Raw genomic sequence first — 21,978 nt, 5'->3', positions numbered from 1 at the left:
GATTCATCTATTTTTAAATTAAATTCTGTACACATGTTTCATTACCTCACTTACAGGTAAATTGTACAAGTCTATTTGACATTAATGATGTCTATATCCTGTTTTATTAAATGTGTCTTAGCATATAAAAAGCTGTCTTAGACAGCTTTTGTTCCATTAATATATACATTTTTAATTGTATTATTCAAATCAATCAAACTTTTTGTACAAATTATAAAGTCAGCATCTTTGCCTTCTTTGATAGAACCAACTCGATTCTCTAAATGTAAGATTTTAGCGGGATTGATTGTGATGGCCTTGATGGCTTCTAGTTCTGGTAGTCCTGCCTTATGTGCAAGTGCGGCATTTAATGGCAGATATTGTTGGGGATTGAATGGGGAATCGGTTGTGATCGCAAATAAGATTCCTTTTTCATACATCTTATTTGGGGTTTCAAACGAATCGTTGGCACATTCAAACTTATCTTTATGACAAAGGCTTGGTCCACAAATACATGGAAAACCACTCTCTTTGATTTGGTCTAGAATCGCTTGTGAATCCGTCGCATGATCTAAGGTGATTTCAATATCGTATTCTTTTGCGATACGAATTGCCGTTAACATATCATCGGCTCTATGGGCATGACACTTTAATGGAATCTCTTTTTTGATGACTGGAATCATGGCTTCTAGTTTTTGATCATAGTCTACATCTTTACCAGATTCTTTTTTCTTCATGTATTCCTTTGTCTTTTCTAATGTTTCTCTTAATAATGCACTAATCTGCATTCGCGTATCAATTTTCTTTCCTTTGTAGCAATTCTTTGGGTTTTCACCAAAAGCCGCCTTCATCGCAATTGGATTTTGAATTGTCATTTCATCAATACAATTTCCTTTTGTCTTATACGCAAAGAATGTTCCACCAATCACATTGGCACTACCAGGTCCTGCAGCTACCGTTGTGACTCCTGCTTCTAATGCAGTTTGTACGGTTTCATCCATTGGATTACAACCATCAATACCACGCATGTTTGGAGTGATTGGATCTGTGATTTCATTTAAATCATTGCCTTCAAAGCCAATAGCTGTTTCTTCCATGCCCAAATGACAATGGGCTTCTACCATGCCTGGATATACATTGAATCCTGTAAGATCTTGAACATCTTCATCTTTGGGTTCTAAATTCTTTCCAATCTCTGTAAATACACCTTTATTGACTCGAAAATCCCCAATAAAAGGATCTTCTTCCATGGTATAAATAGTGGCATTTTTAAAAAGCATTAAGCGGCCTTCTTTCCGTCGACATAAACATCTTTGATTTCATTTGTCGTATCTAGGATGTTCTTTGTACAAATCACAAAGTCAGCGTCTTTACCTTCCTTGATAGAACCTACACGATTGTCTAAGCCTAAGATTTTAGCTGGATTGATTGTGATGGCTTTAATAGCTTCATATTCAGGAAGACCTGCTTTAGCAGCTAGAGCAGCACTTAAAGAAAGATATTGTTGAGGCACTACAGGAGAGTCTGTAATGATTGAGAATAAAATACCAGCTTTATATAGTTCGTTTGGTGTTTCAAATGACATATTCGCAAGCTCAAATTTTGATTTGTGAGTCAAAGCAGGTCCACAAATACAAGGGAATCCACTTTCTTTGATTTGAGGAATGATACAACGAGCATCTGTAACATGATCTAATGTCACTTTAATATCATATTCTTTCGCAATGCGAATCACTGTTAAAATATCATCGGCTCTATGTGCATGGCACTTTAATGGAATTTCTCTTTTGACAACAGGAATCATAGCCTCTAACTTTTGATCATAAGCTATATCTTTACCTAATTCTTTTTTCTTCATGTATTCCTTTGTCTTTTCTAATGTTTCTCTTAAAAGAGCACTAATCTGCATACGCGTATCAATTTTCTTTCCTTGATAACAACGCTTAGGATTTTCACCAAAGGCTGCCTTCATAGCCAAAGGATTTTGAATGCTCATTTCATCAATACAATTTCCTTTCGTCTTATACGCAAAGAAAGTTCCACCAATCACATTGGCACTACCAGGTCCTGCAGCTACCGTTGTAACTCCACCTTTTAATGCGGATTCGATTGTTTCATCCATTGGATTACATCCATCAATTCCACGCATATTCGGTGTGATTGGATCTGTGATCTCATTGACATCATCGCCTTCAAAACGAATGGCTGTTTCTTCCATACCAAGATGGCAATGACTTTCAACTAAACCAGGGAATACATATAGACCATTTAGATCTTGTACATCTTCACCTTCACTTGCTGTTAAATTTCTTCCAATTTGTGTAAATACACCTTTATCAATTTTAAAATCACCTACAAATGGATCTTGTTCCATTGTATAAATTGTTGCGTTCTTAAATAACATTATGCTTCCTTCTTTCCATTAATATATACATTTTTAATTTCATTTTGTGTATCTAAAATATTCTTTGTACAAATCACAAAGTCTGCATCCTTACCAGTTTTAATAGAACCAATACGATCATCCAGTTTTAAAATCTTAGCTGGATTGATTGTGATGGCCTTAATAGCTTCATATTCTGGAAGACCTGCTTTTGCGGCTAAAGCTGCACTTAATGATAAGTATTGTTCGGGTACTACAGGAGAGTCTGTGATAATAGAAAATAGAATACCGGCTTTATAGAATTCATTGGCTGTTTCAAAAGACATATTTTTAACTTCATATTTTGATTTATGCCCCAAACAAGGACCTAGAATACATGGAAAACCACTTTCTTTAATTTGTGGAATAATGCTTCTTCCATCTGTTACATGATCTAATGTCACTTCAATGTCATATTCTTTCGCAATACGAATCACGGTTAAAATATCATCGGCTCTATGACAATGGCACTTTAATGGCATTTCCTTTTTAATAACCGGAATCATGGCTTCTAGTTTTTGATCATAAGCTACATCTTTTCCAGCTTCTTTTTTAGCTAAGTATTCTTTAGTCTTAGCTAGAGTTTCTCTAAGCAATGCACTAATCTGCATACGCGTATCAATTTTATTTCCTTTGTAGCAACGCTTAGGGTTTTCACCAAATGCGGCCTTCATAGCTAAAGGATTTTGAATTGTCATTTCATCAATGCAGTTACCTGCAGTTTTATACGCAAAGAAAGTTCCACCAATCACATTAGCACTACCTGGTCCTGCAGCGACTGTAGTCACTCCGCTTTTTAATGATTCTTTAATTGTTTCATCCATTGGATTACAGCCATCAATACCGCGAATGTTGGGTGTGACTGGATCTGTGACTTCATTTCCATCCTCACCTTCAAAGCCAATGGAAGAACATACCATGCCTAAATGGCTGTGGGCATCAATAAGGCCAGGGAAGACATATAATCCATTTAGGTCTTGTACTTCTTCATCTTTGGGACTTAAATCTTTTCCAATTTCAGTAAATACACCTTTATCAACCCGAAAATCACCAATAAAAGGTTCTTCTTCCATAGTATAAATAGTCGCGTTCTTAAATAACATTACACAGCCTTCTTTCCATCGATATAAACGGATTGAATTTCATTTTGTGTATCAAGAATATTCTTAGTACAAATAATAAAGTCAGCATCTTTACCGGCTTTAATAGAACCTACGCGATTATCGAGTTTTAAAATCTTAGCTGGATTGATCGTGATTGCTTTGATAGCTTCATATTCATCCATACCTTCTTTTGCGGCAAGAGCGGCACATAAAGATAAATATTGTTCTGGAATAACTGGAGAATCAGTAGTGATGGAAACTAAGATTCCAGCTTTGTTTAATACGCCAGGCGTTTTAAAGGATTTGGATTTTAATTCAAATTTAGTCTTATGACCAAAACTAGGACCGCAAATACATGGATATCCGCTTTCTTTGATTTGTTCGACAATGCATCTTGCATCCGTCGCATGATCTAAAGTTACTTCAATGTCATATTCTTTCGCAATACGAATAACAGTTAAAATATCATCAGCTCTATGTGCATGGCACTTCAATGGCAATTCTTTTTTGATAACTGGAATCATGGCTTCTAACTTTTGATCATAATCTACATCTTTACCAGATTCTTTCTTTAACATATATTCTTTAGTTTTAGCTAGAGTTTCTCTAAGTAATGCACTGATCTGCATACGCGTATCAATTTTCTTTCCTTGATAACAACGCTTAGGGTTTTCACCAAAGGCTGCCTTCATAGCCAAAGGATTTTGAATGCTCATTTCATCGATACAATTTCCTTTCGTCTTATACGCAAAGAAAGTTCCACCAAGAACGTTGGCACTACCAGGACCTGCAGCTACTGTAGTTACACCACCTTTTAATGCGAGTTCTACTGTTTCATCCATTGGATTACATCCATCAATTCCACGCATATTCGGTGTGATTGGATCTGTGATTTCATTGACATCATTCCCTTCAAAACGAATGGCTGTTTCTTCCATACCTAAATGGCAATGGCTTTCAACTAAACCAGGAAATACATATAAACCATTTAGATCTTGTACATCTTCTCCTTCATTAGCTGTTAAATCTTTTCCTATTTCTGTAAATACACCCTTATCGATTTTAAAATCACCTACAAAAGGGTCTTGTTCCATTGTATAAATGGTTGCGTTCTTGAATAACATATAATCACCTCTAGAATATATTGTATCATGTAATGTAAAAAATTACATATAATATGAAAATAATTTGTAAATAAAACTCGTTTGTCTTTCATAACCTTATTCTATATAATGATTTGGGTGAGTTTATGGCAAAGAAAAAGAGAAAAGTAAATACGAAACGAATCGCAATTGTCGCGTTGATTCCAGTCGTTTGTATCGCATTAATGATTGCGAATTTTACAAGTATTCGTTTGAGTATTAAAGGGTATCACAAAGAAGATAAAAAGGTTGTATTAGAATTAGAGAAGGAAGATATTAAAGATATCTTGCAGTATGATCAAATCATTAATATTTCAAAGTGGGATAAAGTAAAGAATGATGCACATTACTTGTTGTATGATGAGTATTACAGGGCTTCTAAAAAGAGCGTAAAAAAAGTGGTGTATTATATTGACGCTTACTATGAAAGAATGGAAGATTTGAATTATTTAGGGTATACAAAAGATATTTTGTTTAAGAATTCAGATGTATATACCATTTCAAATTTGGATACATTGATTTCAGCAAGTGTACCTTATAAAAAGGCAAAGAAATATTTGGCGATTAAAGGGACACAAATCAAAGATATCAAGGAATATGTGGATTCTGGATTAAAGCCTTTAAAAGCTGTATTAACCGTTTCTTATCCAGGCATTGATTCAAGTAAGCGTGATGATCGTACATATACCATTGAGGATCCCTCAAATATGTTGGTTTTAATTAAAAATGGTTTTAGTGTTCCAAGTGATTATGTACCAAGTGATTTAAGAGATGTAAATATTCCTTATGAAAGTGAAGTGGGGCAATTAAGAGATGAAGCGGCAACTGCCCTTGAAAATATGTATAAGGATGGCTTGAAACAAGGTTATAGTATTGCGATCAAGAGTTCGTATCGTTCTTATGACACACAATTAGCAGTATATAATGAATATTTTGCGATGTATGATGCGGCTTATGCGGCAAGTTTAGTTTCGATTCCAGGATCAAGTGAACACCAATGCGGATTGAGTGTGGATCTAACAAGTCAAAGTGTAATGGATGGAACGTATGGGACATTTGGCGAAACATCAGACTATAATTGGGTTGAAGAAAATGCCTATAAATATGGATTTATTTTGCGTTTCCCAGAAAATACGGGAGCCCGTACAGGAGCTACCAATGAGCCATGGCACTTTAGATATGTAGGGAAAGAAGCAGCTAAAGAAATTCATGATAAGGGATGGATCTTAGAGGATTATATTGAACATCATGGATTTACATACAATTTGCATTTGAATTGACGAATATAAAGGGATTAGTTTATGCTAACTACGGTGATGATTATGTGGTTAGGATTACTAATTCCTTTTTTTGGAACGACTTTGGGTTCAGCTGTTGTGTTCTTTGTCAAAAATAAAAAGAATGAACTTTTGTCTAGATGCTTTTCCGGTATTGCCTCAGGTGTTATGGTGGCTGCAAGTATTTGGTCTTTATTGATTCCAGCGATGGAACAAGAAAAGAATATTTTGGCCATTGTGCTTGGCATATTCTTAGGAGCTTTATTACTGCTTTTCTTAGATTGTATTGTACCTCACATGCATCCTGGAACAAATGATGAAGAGGGAAAAGAGTCGCATCTAAAGAAAACGACAAAACTAGTTTTTGCGGTTACTTTGCATAATATTCCAGAAGGTATGGCCGTAGGTATTGTACTAGCACATGCGATTCAAACAGGAAATCTCTTTTCGAGTTTAGCTTTATCTATAGGGATTGCGATTCAAAACTTTCCCGAAGGTGCTATTCTTTCTTTGCCATTAAAGAGTAATGGCTATTCGAAACATAAGGCATTTTTGGTAGGTGCCTTATCGGGGATTGTTGAACCTGTATTTGGCTATGTTACAATTTTGTTTTCAAATTGGATCCTACAATGCTTGCCACTTTGTTTAAGTTTTGCGGCAGGCGCTATGTTGTTTGTTGTGGTTGAAGAGCTTGTTCCTGAAATGGCACAAGGAAAACACTCGAATCTTCCAACACTTTCTTTCTTGTTTGGATTTTGTATCATGATGATATTGGATGTGGTTTTAGGATAAGCTTTCATTTTTTTCAGAAAAGAGTTAAAATTATTTTACATAATGTAGAAGACCAATTGGAATTCTGCATTTTCTTTTGGGAAGGGTGAAGGCGTTGGAAAGTACAGATTTATTAAAGGGAAGTATATGGAAGTCGATTTTGATTTTCTCTTTACCATTACTGGTTGGGAATTTATTTCAACAATTATACAATACAGTCGATTCGTATGTGGTAGGAAACTTTGTCAGTTCACATGCCTTAGCAGCTGTAGGACAATCCACTTCGATCATTAATATGTTGGTTGGATTCTTTATGGGATTATCAACAGGTGCTGGTGTTGTGATTGCACAATATTTTGGAGCTAAAGAAACAAAAAAGATGCAGGATTCGATTCATACATCTTTAGCTTTAACTTTAGTTTTATGTGTCTTATTCACAATATTAGGTATTGCTCTATCTAAACCCATTTTAGTCATGATTGGTTCGCCTAAAGAAGTTTTACCTTTGGCTGTGATTTATCTACAGATTTATTTTGCGGGTGTATCCTTTTCTCTTATTTATAATATGGGAGCCGGTATTTTAAGAGCTTTAGGGGATAGTAAAAATCCATTGATTTACTTAGTTGTATCCAGTTTAGTGAATATTGTTCTAGACTTTGTGTTTGTGATCTACTTTCATTTAGGTGTTGCCGGCGTTGGTATTGCGACAACTTTAGCACAGCTCGTTTCAGCCATTCTAGTTATGTGCGAGTTAATGCATACAGATAAAGATTATAAGGTATATATTTCTAAGATTCGTTTTTCAAAGCCAATTCTATCAAGGATTATTTCTATAGGAATACCGGCAGCTCTACAAAATAGTATAGTTTCTTTTTCCAATGTGATTGTTCAATCGTATATTTCTAAATTTGGATCGGCTGCTGTTGCAGGATATAGTACAACTACAAAACTAGATGGTTTCTTGCAGCTACCAATTCAAAGCTTCTCGATGGCCATCACAACATTTGTGGGACAGAACTATGGAGCTCAAAACTATAAGCGTGTAAGAAAAGGCTTGTATACAACATTATTGATGTGTGAAGTTATTATCGCATTAGGAGCTTTCTTGATTTATACAAATGGAGAGTTTTTAGTCGGATTGTTCTCACAAGATAAAGATGTGATTGTATCTGGTGTGACTATGATTTCTGTCTTTGCGCCAGGCTATATCTTCCTTCCTTTATCCCATATTACGGCAGGTGCTTTAAGAGGTGTTGGATTATCTAAAGTACCAATGTATTCGATGATTTTATGTTTCGTTATTTTAAGACAAGTCTATTTATTTGTGGCAACACAATTCAGTTTGGAATTAATTACTGTATTCTTGGGATGGCCACTGACATGGATTGTAAATGCAGCGCTATTGATGTGGTATTATCACATATATTCAAAGAAATTAGTTAGAGGCGATATTTATTAGTCGTCTCTTTTTTATACCCTTGAAGTGAAAATGAATAATGGGTATAATGGGTATAAAAGATTGTGGGTGAAGAATTATGGATAATGAGAAAATAATCGAGCATATCGCAGAAATAGAGCGTGAGATTGCCGTTTTACCGGCAGGTGGTGTTTCTAAAAAGAATGTACATGGTAATATTTATTATTATCATAGAATCACTCAGAATGGGAAGCGAATAGAAAAATATGTAAAAGCAGATGAAGTTGATGAACTTATATCGAATATTGAGAAAAGGAAAAAATTAGAAAAGGAATTAAAAAAATTAAAACAATGTATGCCTAAAGAAAAAAATCTTGATTTTAAAACAAAGGTGCTTGTTGGGGATAGATTAAAATCTTTAATTTCAATTACACGAAACTATAAAAAAAGAGAATGTATTCAAATGCTTAGAGATTATATCTTCAAAGACATAGCTGATAAAGTATTTATATTGTATGGATTAAGACGAACAGGGAAAACCACATTGATTCGTCAAATTATTTTAGAATTGTCTGAATCTGATTTTAATAAAGCTGCATTTATTCAAATTACATCAAAAGATTCTTTATCCGATATTGATGAAGATCTTAGACTATTAGAAAAAAATGGATATAAATATGTATTTTTGGATGAAGTGACATTGATGGAAGATTTCATTGAAGGGGCTTCTTTATTTTCTGATATATATGCCAGTAGTGGAATGAAAATTGTTCTTTCTGGCACAGATTCACTTGGCTTTGCGTTTTCTAAAGAAGAACAATTATACGATCGATGCATAATGCTTCATACAACATTTATACCCTATAGAGAATTTGAAAATGTACTTGGTATATATGGGATTGATGAGTATATACGGTATGGAGGGACAATGAGTCTTGGTGGAATTAATTATAATGCAAGCACACCATTTTCAAATATTAAGGATACAGAAGAGTATATTAATACGTCAATTGCGAAGAATATCCAACATTCCTTAAAGATGTATCAATATGGTGGTCATTTTCGTCAACTTTTAGATTTATATGAAAAGGGAGAGCTTACGAATGTGATTAATCGAGTAGTAGAAGATATGAATCATAGATTTACTAAAAGTGTTGTAGAAAGTACATTTAAATCTCATGATCTAGGGGTTACTGCCAATAATTTGTTGAGAGATAGAGTGGATCCAATAAATATTCGAAAACATATGGAACTAGATAAGGTGACTCTGGGAATAAAAAACATGCTTGATATTTTAAATAAGGAAGAACAAAGTATTGATATTAGTGATGTGCATATGACTCAAATAAAAGAGTATCTGGCGATATTGGACTTAATAAAAGAAATAGATTTAGAATATTTACCAGAAGTAAAACAGAAGAGTAAAATTGTTGTTGTTACACAACCTGGTTTAAGATATGCACAAGCTGAAGCTATTGTTGAGAATCTTCTTTTAGACGAAAAATTCCAAGAATTAGATATCCAAAAAAGGACACATATTTTAGAACGTTTACTTAGTGAAATTCGTGGCAGAATGATGGAGGATATAGTTCTTTTGGAAACAAAACTCGCAAAAAAAGATAAACATGTTTTTAAATTGCAATTTCCAATTGGTGAGTTTGATATGGTTGTGCAAGATCCAAAAACATTATCATGTGAAATATATGAAATAAAATACAGTAAGGAACGAGCATGTGAACAATATCGTCATATAACTAATGAAGAAAAGTGTGCAATGACTACACATCGATATGGCAATATTACCGGAAGGTATGTGATTTATCGTGGAGAAAATACAGAAATGGATTCTATTCAGTACTTAAATGTTGAAGACTACTTAAAAAGTTTGGAGAAAACAAGGTAAGGGGCGAGATTTAGTAGAGTCTCGCCTTTTTTCTTTGTTTCGAATTGGGAATATTTAATTCCTTTCTATATTTTGATATGGTTCTTCTGGATGCGTAGAGTTCCATATTTTCAAGTTCTTCTACAATTTCTTCATCTTGTAGAGGATTTTCTGGATTTTCCACTTCAATTAATAATTGAATGGCCTTTTGAATAGAGTCTTTACTGCTTCCTTTGTGTGTTTTTGAAATAAATAAATCTTTTACAGGATACATATGATCATTAAATTCATAATATTTATCACTCAAAGTCCTAGAAACGGTTGAAATCGAGTAGCCTGATTCTTGAGCAATTTCTTTAAGTGTGCATTCTTTTAAATCATCTTGAAATAGAAAATAATTCTTTTGATGTGTGATCAATATATTTGCGAGCAGAAGAATGGTTTTGTTTCGACGATTGATACTATCTATATAAAACTTAGCTTCATTTAAATATTTTTTAGCTTCTTTTGACAATTTTACTTCTTCGCAATGAAGCGATAGATTTCCCATTTCTTTGGGGATGATTTTTAATTGATCTTCATCAATTTCAATTGTGAATTCAGGTAAAGCTAAATTTGTCGTACTTTCTGTGTCATATTCACTGCAAGGAAATGGATTGCACTCTTGCATGTGAGCTAATTCATCAAATACAGATTCATAAGGTATATCTAAAGATTCAGAAATTGTATAGAAATCTTTTTCTTCAAGTTCTTTTGAATAATTCTTTAAAATAGTGTATGCGATTGTATAGCCTTTTTCTTTTAATTGAATCATTAAAGAATCAATACTATTTTTAGCAGCCACACCAATGGGTTCAAAGGTTTGAATGAAAGAGAGTGTTTCTTCAAATTGTGTTTTAGTACATTTTAAGTCCGATAGGACAGTTTGGATGTCTTGATCAAAGAAGCCATGATTATCTAAGGATTCAATAATATAATGGGCAATGGGTTCATTGTATTTTTTAGTGCTTGTATGCAGCTGTAAATAAAGTTCATCCTTTATACTTGGCTTATTGGAAATGCCTGCTTCAAGATATTGTTGAATATCTTGACTTGGAGTGTATTCTAAAAAAGGATTATTTTGACTGACATTATATAAAAGATCCGATAAAGTCTGTCTATCTTTACTTAATATTTCTAGATGCGACTTTAAACCCGTTGTCATATGGAGTGTTTGTTTGTAGGTGTGTGTATAAATCAAATCTTGTTTCATATGTATATGTTAACACATAATGTGTTATAATAATTTAACAAATTAAGAATCAAACAAATGAATCATATATATTAATTCAATAATAGGTGAGTAGATAATTACAATGGAAGGAGACAGGAAGTATTTTAATGGTGGTTACTTCTTGATGGGACAAATATGATAGAACAAATATTGGCATATATTTTAGAGTGCTGTAATAATAATGAATTTAATCAGACAACGGTTGCGAATATGAGTGAAAATCTAAAGATAAGTCGTTCGCAGGTGTCTGTTGTATTAAATAAATTAGTAAAAGAAAATAAATTGGTACGTATTGAATCGAAACCGTTTTGTTTCATTTCGGTTGAATATTTGAAAGAAAAGGGAATTCCTTTTAAAGATAGTGTATATGCAAGTTTAGATGATTTATTGTCAAATAAGGAAAAGAAGGATTTTGAAAAACTAGTAGGTATGAATCATTCTTTGGCTCAAACGGTTAAACAATGTAAAGCTACCATTTCATATCCTCCTAATGGGTTGCCCATGTTACTTTATGGATCAACGGGAACGGGTAAGTCTTTAATTGCAAAGTTGACGTATGAGTGGGCAAGAAATCAGGGCGTCATTTCAAAAAATGGGCAATTTGTACAGGTAAACTGTAGTGAATATGCGAATAATCCGGAATTATTAACGGCTAACTTATTTGGTCATGTTAAAGGTGCTTTTACAGGTGCTGAAAAAGACAATGAAGGTTTGATTGCGTTAGCAAACAATGGCGTTTTATTTCTGGATGAAGTGCATGAATTAAAGGCAGAATGTCAAGAAAAATTATTCTTATTTATGGATCAAGGTATTTATCATCGTGTGGGTGATAATGAAAAGTGGTATAAATCTAATGTTCGTATTGTTTTTGCGACAACGGAGGATCCTGGAAAGGTATTATTGAAAACATTGATTCGTCGTATTCCAATGACGATTATGATTCCGAATCTTGAAGAAAGAGGTACCCAGGAACGTATTGAGTTACTTTATTATCTTTTCCATCAGGAAGAAAAAAGGCTAAATTGTCAGATTAAAATGAGTAATAAAGTATACAATGTTTTGTTACAAAGTAAGATGCCAGGTAATATTGGTCAATTAAAGAGTAGTGTGCAGTCTTGTTGCATCAATTCCTTATTTGATAAAATGGATGATGAACTTGTGATTCATTTAAATCATTTGCCACAAGAACTGTTGCAACAAGTTTATAAAAGTAAAAAAGCGGTTTTGGATGACGATGAATATATTTTTATAGATGACTTGCAAAGTTACTACAATGGAACTAAGGAAATTATCCAGTTGAATGAAAATCTGTTAGAATCTTTTAGAAAATACAGAGATGAACATATGACGTTGTCTAATTTTATGAAAGCCGAAAAGAATTATGTCCAAAAGTATTTTGATAATTTGATTTTTAGAAAGAAGGAATCGAGTCAGATTGATTATTATAATCGTGGTATTCAACATATTTTTGATTTGATCGAGTCAAGATATGGGTTAAAAATTACGAATAATGAAACATTGGCCATTGCATCTTTTTTAGATGAAATCCATCATGAATATCATGATTTAAGAAGCTGGTTTTTAAAACATGAAGAAGAGTGTGATGATTTGTATCAGTTGTTGCAGGAAGAATTCTTTAGGGCAACCAAGGTATCTTTAGAGATTTGTGAATATTTAAAATCCTATTTAGAAATGGATATGTATTCGATAATTGTATGTGTTTTTATTTTCTATGTTTATAATGATAAAAAGGATTCAAGATTAACGCAAAAAGCTGCGGTTATTCTAGCACATGGATTTTCTACGGCATCAAGTATTGCGGATGCGGCCAATCGCTTTTTAGGACAATATATTTTTGATGCGTTAGATATGCCTTTATATGTAGATACTAATGCGATGATTGAAAAGTTGAATCTATATTTAGATCACATTGGTAAGGTAAAAGAATTATATTTATTAGTAGATATGGGAAGCCTTGAGGATATCTATAAGGGGTTGCATATTGAAAATGCAAATATTGGTATAATTAATAATGTGAGTACACCCATTGCCTTAGAGATTGGAAATGGAATTCGTAACCATGTGGAGATGGAAGATCTATTTAAAAATACAATTGATGCTTTTCATGTTGGCCTTACGTATCATCTTGAAAAGAATAAATTAAAGCAACCTGTTATTTTATGCTCTTGTGCTAGTGGCTTGGGAACGGCACAAAAATTAAAATTGATGTTAGAACAATCATTTCCAGATGGAATCAATTTGGATGTGAAGACATTAAATTATTCTGAACTGATTGAGTTGGGAAAGAAAAATGCAGTGTTTGAAGAATATGATGTTCTTTGTGTGCTTGGAACTTTGGATCCAAATATTGAAGATATTCCATTTGTAGGTATTGAAGATTTGATTATTGAGGATACATTTAGTGACTTTAATCAATACTTTAAAGACTATATGGATGAAGATCAGTTAAATCAATTTGATAAGAATATATTACATAATTTTTCTTTGTCGAATCTTATGAATACTCTTATTATATTGAATCCAATAAAATTATTGGAGCAAGTTGCCAATGCACTTGATGTTTTACAAAAGTATTTGCAGATTCGATTTAGTAATCGTACTTGTTTTGGATTATATGTTCATATTTGTTGCTTAATTGAAAGACTTGTTGTTTCTCGGATGGGTGAATATAAACCAAGCGAGAATTTTTTAAGGGAACATAAAGATTTTGTAGAATATGTTCAAAAGGCATTTACACCAGTCGAAGATTTTTATGGGGTTGAAATTCCTACAGAAGAAATAATTTATATTTTTAATTATGTGAAGAACAACTAGGTGGATTTTAAACAATCCATCTTTTTTATTAAATGATTTTATGGCACAAAATTTGCTAGGGTATAAATGAAAAAGGATAGGTTAAGGAGAGGAGGACAATATACCTATTTAACATGAAAAGGTAAAGTAAACTTTATGAATTTAAAATTGTTTATGAAAGAAGAGGAGAAAAAAATGACAAATGCCTTAATGCAACAAGTGGATAGTTTAAAAGAATTAGCGCATGCACAATTTAATACAGCGTTTTCTAATGCGCAGCAAGTTATGTCGTTTACTGAGATATCAAATATTAGAAGAATTTATATTGCTGGATTAGGAGACTCATATGCAGCTGCGTTAGGATTGGTAAAATTGTTTAAAAAATATAGTGATACATATGGAGTGGATGTAATTACACCAATGCACTTTACGCGTTTTGCAAAGAATAATAATTTTGATAAGGGTGAGCCAAACAGTACTTTGATGATTACAATTAGTAATGGTGGAGAATCATCAAGGATTGTTGAAACAGTTACAAAGGCGAAAGAAATGAAGTTGCTAACTATGGCAATCACAAATAATCCAAATTCAAGAAGTGCAAAATTATCTGATAAAGTGTTGTTAATGGAATTAGAAAAAGTTCCATATGCAACAGTTGGATTGAGAAGTTATTTAACAATGTTATACAACTTATTCTCATTTATTTTGCATTTTGGACGAGTGAGGGGCACTATTTCTTCTTATCAAGAAGAAGAATTGAAGAATGCAGTTATACAACTTTTTGATGAATATGTAGAAAAATATGATGAATTTAAAGATATTACAAAGAAAATTGCTGATGAAATAGAAGATGATGAAATTATTGACTTTATTGGAGATGATACAAGTTATGCTTCAGCTTATTTTGCATCTGCAAAATTTGTTGAATGTTTAGGATCTTTAATTAGTATTGATGATTCAGAGAACTGGTGTCATATTAATGCTTACTTAAAGAGCAATCGAGCTATTCCAACTTTTATTTTCGCAAATAAATATAGTACAAGTTATTCTAGGGAAGTGGATACAGCTATGCAAGCTGTCATGATGAATCGCAAAGTTATTATTGTTGGAGATGTTAATAAAGAAGATTTTAGTGAAAAAGTAACAATTATTGCTTTACCAGAATGTGAAAAATATAGTTGGATTCATAATTTCTATGAGTATATTCCGTTGAGTATGGTAGTAGCTTATTTACAGGAAAAGAAAAATACTAAAGACTTTTGTACGGAAAAACATTTGAAGAATGCGACTACGAAGAGTAGTAAAATTGAAATCGTGCTTTAAGTATAGGAGACGCTTATATGTTTGTAGAAACAGAAATTTTTCTTGAATCTAAAAGGGGTTTAAAATTAACAGAAGAAGTAGAAAAGTTGTTGCAGAAGGAAAAAACTAAAAATGGTTTAATGTGGGTAAAAGTTAATTCTCCAACCGCAATACTTACACTGACAAATACATTTGATAATAGAACTTATGATGATATTGTAGATGTTATGGATAAAAATTGTCCTACGTTAGTACAATACGAAACAAAGATTTCTCCATTTGATTCTTCAGGTGGAATTAAATCTTCTATGGTTGGAAATCATTTAACATTATGGATTGAAAATGGAAAATGTATGTTGGGTTCCTCGCAAGCAATTGTGGCTATTGAATTTGATGGTCCTAAAAAAGTGAAGTTAGAATTAGAAATAGTTGCATCAAATCATTTTGAAAAAGATGTGATTAAAGTATATACCCAACAGCATGGTTTGCATGATGTTACAGATGAAATTAAACATGTCATTGAACAAAATAAGGCAGACACAGGTTTTGCGTATTTGTTCGTACCGCATTCTACATCAGGTATATGGCTGGCAGAAGAATCAAAAGGATTCATTGATTTAACAAAGTGTTTACTAGATAGAATGGTTCCAGAAATTGCAAACTTTAAGCATCGCGAAACTCCTTCAGATGCTGCAGGTCATATCAAAACATCATTAGCTGGTACATATTTTTTGTTTAAAATTGATGAAGGAAGATGTTTGATTGGAGAGAATAAACGAATTTATTTTATGGAATTTGATGGTCCAAGATCAAGAAAAATTCAAATGGTTACATTATTTAAATAAAAAGATGAAGGTAGGAAAAAATATGAATGTAAATAGATGTTTTTTAAAAGATCAAATAGATAGTTTGTTTGATTTGTTGCCAGTTCAGTTAGAGAATTCAAAGAAAACAATAGAGAAAAATGTGCATAAAGAAGATTTTATGTATTTTAGACACGTGTATATTGTTGCCAGTGGAGATTCCTATATGGCTGCATTGGCAGGTCAACGTGCATTTGAAAAATATGCAAACAAATACGCAGTTCATTATCATGCCGTAAAGGCCATGGAAATTTCGCGTTTTAATGAATTTACAGATAAAGATTTAAATGAACAAACATTAGTGATTATAATCAGCAAATCAGGAATTGGTAGTCGAGTAATTGAAGTTTTAGAGCGTGTGAATGCTTTAAATATGACCGGTATGGTAATCACAGATTCTATTGATTCAAAAGCAGTTGAATTAGCTAAATATAGTTTATACACGGATACACCAAAGTTTACAAATGATAGACCAGCACTTAGAAGTTATTTTGCAGCAATGGTGACTTTATATTTACTTGCAGCAAGGTTTAGTGAGATGTATGGAAATAGTATGAATATGGAAACTATGTCTAAAAATATTCATGACTATATGATGTTGTATAAAGATAAAATTGCTATTTATGATGAGCAAATGATGAAATTAGCTGAAATGTATAAATATGCAAATTCAATTACTTTTGTTGGAGATAGTGATGAACAATCAAGTTGTAATTTTGCGGTTAGTAAAGTGATAGAAGTAACAGGAATCCATTCAAAGAGTGATGATTCAGAAGAATATGGACATATTAATTATTTTAATCATTATGTATCTACAAACCCAGTATTTTTTATTGCAAATAGCCTTAATTCTAATATGTCAAGAGTGCTTGAAACAATTAAGCAATCCATTGCGGTAGGCAGACCGGCATATTTAATGATTAATGAAAATTCAGAAATTGAAGATATTGAAGGATTAAGTAAAATTATGTTGCCATCTGTAGAAGATGATGTACTACAATCCTTAGGTTCTTACATTCCTGCAACTTTTTTGGCAAATCATATTTCAGATTTATTAGATGAACCATTATTTAGAGGAAATATTTATCCAGAAGGATTTAATACGATTCGAAACAGTAAAATAGTTGTATACGGGGAAAATGGAAATGAAATTATTAGTTGAAGTAAAAGATAAGTATACGGATATAACAGATATTATTAATAAAAGTATTTTGGATGAAGGAACTAAAAATGGCATTGTAGTTATTGGATCAGAACAACATATCGGGTTTGTTGAGTCATCAACCCTTGAATCGATTGATGACTTGGATCATAATTTAGAATGGATTGCGCCTACTCGTTTAATAGATCCTGGATGGGTATATGATTTGAATAATGTTAAGAATGCCTTGGTAGGAAGTTTTAAAGAATTAGCATTTCAAGAATATAAACTGATGATAGATGATTCATCATTATTTTTAAGATATACAGGTAGTGCCGACAAGGTAGAAATATATGTAGATTTCATTTCAGAAAAATAGAATTATAAAGTAGCTTGAAACTCTATTGAAGGTTTGAGCTGCTTTTTTTTGTTAGGTAATAAAAGTCAGATGATATTTTTTTAAAAAATTAAAAAAGTATTTAATAAAATAAACAATAATTATGAAATTTTAACATCTATGGCATAATATTTGCTTGTATATAAGTGAACAACCTAAATAGAAAGGGGAAAGATAAATGAGTAGAGTAATATTTGCCTCTCACGGGGGATTGTCAAAAGGAATGAAAGACTCAGTTTCAATGATTGTTGGCGATTTGGCAAAAGATGTAGAAACATATAGCTTACTTCCTGGAGAAAATCCTGAAGACTACTATCAAGAGCTTTATAAACAAGCTAATGAGAGTAATGAACAAATATTGGTCTTATGTGACATCAAAGGGGGAAGTGTTCATACAGCTTTATCAAAATTAGCAGTGTTAGACAATGTAGTTGTTTTTTCAGGCATGAATATGGGGCTGGCATTAGACATTGTGTTGAGACATGCCTATTTAAGTGAAGAAGAGCTGCAAGAAATAATAGAAAATGCCCGTGATGGAATCACTATGATGAAAGAGTTGAACCAAGTAGAAAATGAGGATTTCTAAAGAGAGAAAAATTGGTTTGAATTAAATGTATAGAATGGAGGAAAAAGTAATGGGAAATAAATTTTTAGATTTATTCAATACAAAAAAACCGGTTATTGGGATGATACATTTAAAAGGAAATAATGACGAGGAAGTATTTGAAATCGCAAAAAAAGAAATTGATGATTTTTACAACAATGGGGTAGATGCTGTAATTGTTGAAAATTATTTTGGTACATATCACAACATGCTTCCAGTTTTAGAGTATCTTCAAGAAAACTTTAAAGATCATATTTACGGTGTTAACTGTTTATATATGAACACAATGACATTTGAGTTGGCTATTAAATATGATGCGGACTTTGTACAAATCGATGCAATCTCAGGACATGTAATCGAAAGAGAAGATATAAGTTATGCAGAATTTATTAAATTATATCGTTCTAGATATTCAGGTGCAATTATTGGTGGTGTACGTTTTAAACACTGCCCATACTTATCAGGTAGAACTTTAGAAGAAGATTTAAAAATTGCTATGACACGTTGCGATGCTATTGCTGTTTCTCAAGATGAAACTGGTCAAGAAACAAGCATGGATAAGATTCGAGAATTTAGAAATATTATTGGCGATTTCCCGTTGATTGTAGGAGCTGGTATGACAGCTGAAAATTGTAAGAAACAGTTTGCTGTAGCTGATGGTGGAATTGTAGGCAGTTACTTTAAGGATACATATGAAGCTACAGGAATTGTAGATCCAGAACATGTAAAAAAACTGATTCATAATAGAGATGAATTTGTGAAAGGAGAGTAGCGATGATTGTATTATGTCGTGTAGATCATAGATTATTGCATGGTCAAGTTGCATTTACTTGGACGCAAAATGTTGGTTCGAACTGTATTCTAATTGCAAATGATGCGGTAGCTAAAGATGACTTAAGAATGACAGCGTTAAGGGTTTCAAAGCCGAATGGTGTGAAATTGGTAATTAAAAGCATTGACAATTCACTTAAAGCATTAAATTCAGGCGTAACAGATAAGTATAAATTAATGATTCTTTGTGAAAGTATTAAAGATGCAGCTAGATTGGTTGAAGGATATGACAAGATCAAATCTATTAATTTAGGTGGCATTAAAAATGAAACTGGTAAAAAACAGATTTCAAAAGCAATTTCTGTAAATGAAGAAGAAGTTGAAATCTTAAAAGAATTAAATGAAAAAGGTATCGAATTAGAAGTGCGAATGGTACCAGATGATAGTAAACAAGATGTAATGAAACTTATTTAAAGTTTAGGAGGAGAAAAAATATGGATTTATTAACTGAAACATTGTTGATTACATTGGTAGCAGCTATTGGATTTGCACATGATGGTTTAGGAAGTTTTATGTATAATAGACCAATCATCATGGGTCCGTTAGTAGGATTAGTTTTAGGTGATTTAAGACTTGGTATTATGACAGGTGCAACATTAGAATTGGTTTGGTTAGGGGCTTTCCCAGTTGGAGCAAGTTGTCCTCCAGAAATGGTATCAGGATCTATTATTGGAACAAGTTTTGTTATTAAAACAGGTGGTGATCCAGGTGCAGCAATTGCTTTAGCAGTACCAGTAGCAACTTTAGTATTAATGATAAAGAGTGGTTTACGTGTTGTTATTACTTCTCCAGTATTTTGTGCTCACGCTGATAAATGTGCAGCTGCAGGTGATGCTAAAGGTGTAGAAAATACAGAAAGAATTGGATGGGCTTTTGAAATTATTTCATTATCATTAATTGTAGGTATTTCATACTATTTAGGAGTTCCTCAAATTGAGGCTATTATTAAGGCTATTCCAGAATTTGTAAATCATGGATTGAACGTAGCAACAGGCATTATTCCAGCAATTGGATTCGCAATGTTGTTTAAGATGATTGCTAATAAGGAAGTTGTGGCATTCTTCTTTGGAGGATTCTTACTTGCAGCCTATTTAAAAGTGCCGGTATTTGGCGTTGCTTTAATGGCATGTGTAATTGTAGCTCTGATTTTAACAATTAAACACAGTAATAAAACTTGTGTAGTAGAGGAAGGAATGGATGATGATAATGAATTCTAGTGAAAAAAAATTAACTCATAAAGATTTAATGGGTATCTTTTGGAGATCATTTAGACAAGATGCCGTATGGAACTTTGAACGACAACAAAATTTAGGTTCAGCTTATACAATGTCTAGAGTCGTTGGTAAATTATATGAAGACGATAAAGAGAAACGTGCTCGTGCTTTACAAAGACATGTTGATTTTATGGCAATCACACCACACTTATCAACATTGCTATATGGAATTTTGGCAGCAATGGAAGAAGAAAATGCAAATAATAGTGATTTTGATGAAAGTTCAATCAGTGCAGTTCGTGCTTCATTAATGGGTCCAATTGCTGGTATTGGAGACTCATTACTCTGGGGAACATTGCGTATTATTGCAGCTGGTATTGCAATTTCATTCTCACAAAACGGAAGTATTTTAGGGCCATTGTTATTCTTATTGATCATCAATGTACCATGTATGATTTTAAGATATGTTTGCTTATTCAAAGGATATGAATTAGGTACTAGTTTCTTTAAAAAGGTTCTTGATTCAGGAATCATGGATACAGTTACTTATGTAGCTTCCTCAATTGGTTTGATGGTAATTGGTTGTATGACAGCTTCAATGGTTGCCTTAGAATTGCCATTTATGGTTGGTAGTGGAGATTTTGCTCAACCACTTCAAGGCTATATTGATCAAATCATGCCTTGCTTGTTGCCATTAGCAATTTTTGGACTTATGGTTGCCTTATTAAATAAAAAAATCAAAACTACAACAATTTTAATTTTTACAATTGTAATTAGTATTGCATTAGCTTTCTTTGGAATTGTTTAAAATAATAATTTAGGACGATTTCTACAACAATTACAAATAGCTAGTTTAAAGTATTAAGTTATGTAAAAGTCGCTTCTGGTAATGGAGCGACTTTTGTATCAAAGGAGGGATGAAATGAGTACATTATATATATCGGATTTGGATGGAACACTTTTAAAAAGTGATGAAACTACTTCAGAATATACTGAAAAAGTGATAAATCATTTTATAGAAAATGGTGAATATTTTTCTTATGCAACCGCTCGATCTATATTTACTGCAAGTAAAGTAGCTGAAGGGATTCATACAAATATACCAGTGATTGTTTATAATGGGAGTTTTTTATTAGATGCTGATGGAAAAATGTTGCTATCGAATTTCTTTGATAAAGAAATTTATGATGTTTTAAATGATTTATTTATGAAGGATATTTATCCTATTGTATACACTTTTATTGATGATAAAGAAAAATTTTCATATATACCTAAACTTTGTACGGATGGAATGAAAAGATTCTTGGATACTCGAAAAGGGGATGTGAGAATTAATGAAGTAAAGACTACAGAAGAGTTAAAAAATGGAAGTATATTTTATTTGGCTTGCATAGATACGGCTGAAAAATTAGAGCCTTTTTATTTAAAGCTCCTCTTTTGCAAATGGGTGGTAATCATTCGCTTATTTACTATGTTTAGAGCTCATTGCATCCCGATATCGCACTTTTTTTGGCGATAAAACTGCCATTTCAATAAATTTTAACAC

The 21,978-nt window shown here is 32.5% G+C and carries 20 protein-coding genes; 15 read left to right on the top strand and 5 right to left on the bottom strand.

The window, feature by feature from the left end:
* Nucleotides 1–137: 137 nt before the first annotated feature.
* The 4 genes from H8911_RS08455 to H8911_RS08440 are packed head-to-tail and all read right to left on the bottom strand — an operon-like array spanning nt 138 to nt 4,628.
* Entirely contained in the window at nt 138–1,259 is a 1,122-nt protein-coding gene (locus H8911_RS08455; protein WP_186999340.1) for an amidohydrolase, read from the bottom strand.
* Entirely contained in the window at nt 1,259–2,383 is a 1,125-nt protein-coding gene (locus H8911_RS08450; protein ID WP_186999339.1) for an amidohydrolase, read from the bottom strand. The genes H8911_RS08455 and H8911_RS08450 overlap by 1 nt, the downstream gene beginning before the upstream one ends.
* Nucleotides 2,383–3,504, bottom strand: a complete 1,122-nt coding sequence (locus tag H8911_RS08445) for an amidohydrolase (RefSeq protein WP_186999338.1) — start codon at nt 3,502–3,504, stop codon at nt 2,383–2,385. The genes H8911_RS08450 and H8911_RS08445 overlap by 1 nt, the downstream gene beginning before the upstream one ends.
* Nucleotides 3,504–4,628 carry an amidohydrolase gene (locus H8911_RS08440; RefSeq protein ID WP_186999337.1) on the bottom strand — a complete coding sequence of 375 codons (1,125 nt, stop codon included), beginning with the start codon at nt 4,626–4,628 and terminating at the stop codon, nt 3,504–3,506. The genes H8911_RS08445 and H8911_RS08440 overlap by 1 nt, the downstream gene beginning before the upstream one ends.
* A gap of 125 nt (nt 4,629–4,753) precedes the next feature.
* On the opposite strand from H8911_RS08440, the gene H8911_RS08435 reads away from it, so the two are divergent.
* From H8911_RS08435 to H8911_RS08420, 4 genes are all read left to right on the top strand, one after another.
* On the top strand, nt 4,754–5,926 hold the full coding sequence (locus H8911_RS08435) for a M15 family metallopeptidase (RefSeq protein WP_186999336.1): 1,173 nt from the start codon (nt 4,754–4,756) through the stop codon (nt 5,924–5,926).
* Nucleotides 5,927–5,962: 36 nt separating this feature from the next.
* Entirely contained in the window at nt 5,963–6,715 is a 753-nt protein-coding gene (locus tag H8911_RS08430) for a ZIP family metal transporter (protein ID WP_186999343.1), read from the top strand.
* A gap of 85 nt (nt 6,716–6,800) precedes the next feature.
* On the top strand, nt 6,801–8,153 hold the full coding sequence (locus H8911_RS08425) for an MATE family efflux transporter (protein ID WP_369410302.1): 1,353 nt from the start codon (nt 6,801–6,803) through the stop codon (nt 8,151–8,153).
* 76 nt (nt 8,154–8,229) lie between these two features.
* Nucleotides 8,230–10,014 carry an AAA family ATPase gene (locus H8911_RS08420; protein ID WP_186999334.1) on the top strand — a complete coding sequence of 595 codons (1,785 nt, stop codon included), beginning with the start codon at nt 8,230–8,232 and terminating at the stop codon, nt 10,012–10,014.
* A 10-nt stretch (nt 10,015–10,024) separates the two neighbouring features.
* Here the strand turns inward: H8911_RS08420 and H8911_RS08415 are convergent, their stop codons facing one another.
* Nucleotides 10,025–11,245 carry an RNA polymerase factor sigma-54 gene (locus tag H8911_RS08415; RefSeq protein ID WP_117923712.1) on the bottom strand — a complete coding sequence of 407 codons (1,221 nt, stop codon included), beginning with the start codon at nt 11,243–11,245 and terminating at the stop codon, nt 10,025–10,027.
* A 156-nt stretch (nt 11,246–11,401) separates the two neighbouring features.
* On the opposite strand from H8911_RS08415, the gene H8911_RS08410 reads away from it, so the two are divergent.
* The 11 genes from H8911_RS08410 (at nt 11,402) to H8911_RS08360 (ending at nt 21,951) form a co-directional block, all read left to right on the top strand.
* Nucleotides 11,402–14,101, top strand: coding sequence for a sigma 54-interacting transcriptional regulator (locus H8911_RS08410; RefSeq protein WP_255466340.1), 2,700 nt, complete (start codon nt 11,402–11,404; stop codon nt 14,099–14,101).
* A gap of 135 nt (nt 14,102–14,236) precedes the next feature.
* Nucleotides 14,237–15,403 carry an SIS domain-containing protein gene (locus tag H8911_RS08405; RefSeq protein WP_222620995.1) on the top strand — a complete coding sequence of 389 codons (1,167 nt, stop codon included), beginning with the start codon at nt 14,237–14,239 and terminating at the stop codon, nt 15,401–15,403.
* 17 nt (nt 15,404–15,420) lie between these two features.
* Nucleotides 15,421–16,227 (top strand): secondary thiamine-phosphate synthase enzyme YjbQ, encoded by an 807-nt coding sequence (locus tag H8911_RS08400; RefSeq protein ID WP_186999332.1) that lies wholly within the window; start codon nt 15,421–15,423, stop codon nt 16,225–16,227.
* Nucleotides 16,228–16,249: 22 nt separating this feature from the next.
* Nucleotides 16,250–17,407 carry an SIS domain-containing protein gene (locus H8911_RS08395; RefSeq protein WP_186999331.1) on the top strand — a complete coding sequence of 386 codons (1,158 nt, stop codon included), beginning with the start codon at nt 16,250–16,252 and terminating at the stop codon, nt 17,405–17,407.
* On the top strand, nt 17,391–17,765 hold the full coding sequence (locus H8911_RS08390; protein ID WP_186999330.1) for a hypothetical protein: 375 nt from the start codon (nt 17,391–17,393) through the stop codon (nt 17,763–17,765). The genes H8911_RS08395 and H8911_RS08390 overlap by 17 nt, the downstream gene beginning before the upstream one ends.
* Nucleotides 17,766–17,961: 196 nt before the next feature.
* Nucleotides 17,962–18,369: a PTS sugar transporter subunit IIA gene (locus H8911_RS08385; RefSeq protein WP_186999329.1), complete on the top strand. Its 408-nt coding sequence runs from the start codon at nt 17,962–17,964 to the stop codon at nt 18,367–18,369.
* A 49-nt stretch (nt 18,370–18,418) separates the two neighbouring features.
* Nucleotides 18,419–19,159 carry a BtpA/SgcQ family protein gene (locus H8911_RS08380; RefSeq protein WP_186999328.1) on the top strand — a complete coding sequence of 247 codons (741 nt, stop codon included), beginning with the start codon at nt 18,419–18,421 and terminating at the stop codon, nt 19,157–19,159.
* 2 nt (nt 19,160–19,161) lie between these two features.
* Complete coding sequence (locus H8911_RS08375; protein WP_186999327.1) at nt 19,162–19,632, top strand: PTS sugar transporter subunit IIB; 471 nt, start codon at nt 19,162–19,164, stop codon at nt 19,630–19,632.
* Between the two features lie 20 nt (nt 19,633–19,652).
* Nucleotides 19,653–20,435: a PTS mannose/fructose/sorbose/N-acetylgalactosamine transporter subunit IIC gene (locus tag H8911_RS08370; protein ID WP_118324414.1), complete on the top strand. Its 783-nt coding sequence runs from the start codon at nt 19,653–19,655 to the stop codon at nt 20,433–20,435.
* A complete protein-coding gene (locus H8911_RS08365; protein ID WP_439649319.1) occupies nt 20,416–21,240 on the top strand; it encodes a PTS system mannose/fructose/sorbose family transporter subunit IID in 825 nt (274 codons plus the stop codon). The genes H8911_RS08370 and H8911_RS08365 overlap by 20 nt, the downstream gene beginning before the upstream one ends.
* A gap of 114 nt (nt 21,241–21,354) precedes the next feature.
* Nucleotides 21,355–21,951 (top strand): HAD family hydrolase, encoded by a 597-nt coding sequence (locus H8911_RS08360; RefSeq protein WP_186999326.1) that lies wholly within the window; start codon nt 21,355–21,357, stop codon nt 21,949–21,951.
* Nucleotides 21,952–21,978 lie beyond the last annotated feature (27 nt).

The sequence above is a fragment of the Holdemanella hominis genome (genome assembly GCF_014306155.1).
GTDB lineage: Bacteria > Bacillota_I > Bacilli_A > Erysipelotrichales > Erysipelotrichaceae > Holdemanella > Holdemanella hominis.
Note: the sequence above shows the minus strand (reverse complement) of the source record. Positions and strands in the feature narration are given on the sequence as shown.

Coding starts and splice junctions, on each gene's coding strand:
- H8911_RS08455 (WP_186999340.1), bottom strand. CDS start 1,259: ATGCTTTTTAAAAATGCCACTATTTATACCATGGAAGAAGATCCTTTT.
- H8911_RS08450 (WP_186999339.1), bottom strand. CDS start 2,383: ATGTTATTTAAGAACGCAACAATTTATACAATGGAACAAGATCCATTT.
- H8911_RS08445 (WP_186999338.1), bottom strand. CDS start 3,504: ATGTTATTTAAGAACGCGACTATTTATACTATGGAAGAAGAACCTTTT.
- H8911_RS08440 (WP_186999337.1), bottom strand. CDS start 4,628: ATGTTATTCAAGAACGCAACCATTTATACAATGGAACAAGACCCTTTT.
- H8911_RS08435 (WP_186999336.1), top strand. CDS start 4,754: ATGGCAAAGAAAAAGAGAAAAGTAAATACGAAACGAATCGCAATTGTC.
- H8911_RS08430 (WP_186999343.1), top strand. CDS start 5,963: ATGATTATGTGGTTAGGATTACTAATTCCTTTTTTTGGAACGACTTTG.
- H8911_RS08420 (WP_186999334.1), top strand. CDS start 8,230: ATGGATAATGAGAAAATAATCGAGCATATCGCAGAAATAGAGCGTGAG.
- H8911_RS08415 (WP_117923712.1), bottom strand. CDS start 11,245: ATGAAACAAGATTTGATTTATACACACACCTACAAACAAACACTCCAT.
- H8911_RS08410 (WP_255466340.1), top strand. CDS start 11,402: ATGATAGAACAAATATTGGCATATATTTTAGAGTGCTGTAATAATAAT.
- H8911_RS08405 (WP_222620995.1), top strand. CDS start 14,237: ATGAATTTAAAATTGTTTATGAAAGAAGAGGAGAAAAAAATGACAAAT.
- H8911_RS08400 (WP_186999332.1), top strand. CDS start 15,421: ATGTTTGTAGAAACAGAAATTTTTCTTGAATCTAAAAGGGGTTTAAAA.
- H8911_RS08395 (WP_186999331.1), top strand. CDS start 16,250: ATGAATGTAAATAGATGTTTTTTAAAAGATCAAATAGATAGTTTGTTT.
- H8911_RS08390 (WP_186999330.1), top strand. CDS start 17,391: ATGAAATTATTAGTTGAAGTAAAAGATAAGTATACGGATATAACAGAT.
- H8911_RS08385 (WP_186999329.1), top strand. CDS start 17,962: ATGAGTAGAGTAATATTTGCCTCTCACGGGGGATTGTCAAAAGGAATG.
- H8911_RS08380 (WP_186999328.1), top strand. CDS start 18,419: ATGGGAAATAAATTTTTAGATTTATTCAATACAAAAAAACCGGTTATT.
- H8911_RS08375 (WP_186999327.1), top strand. CDS start 19,162: ATGATTGTATTATGTCGTGTAGATCATAGATTATTGCATGGTCAAGTT.
- H8911_RS08370 (WP_118324414.1), top strand. CDS start 19,653: ATGGATTTATTAACTGAAACATTGTTGATTACATTGGTAGCAGCTATT.
- H8911_RS08365 (WP_439649319.1), top strand. CDS start 20,416: ATGATGATAATGAATTCTAGTGAAAAAAAATTAACTCATAAAGATTTA.
- H8911_RS08360 (WP_186999326.1), top strand. CDS start 21,355: ATGAGTACATTATATATATCGGATTTGGATGGAACACTTTTAAAAAGT.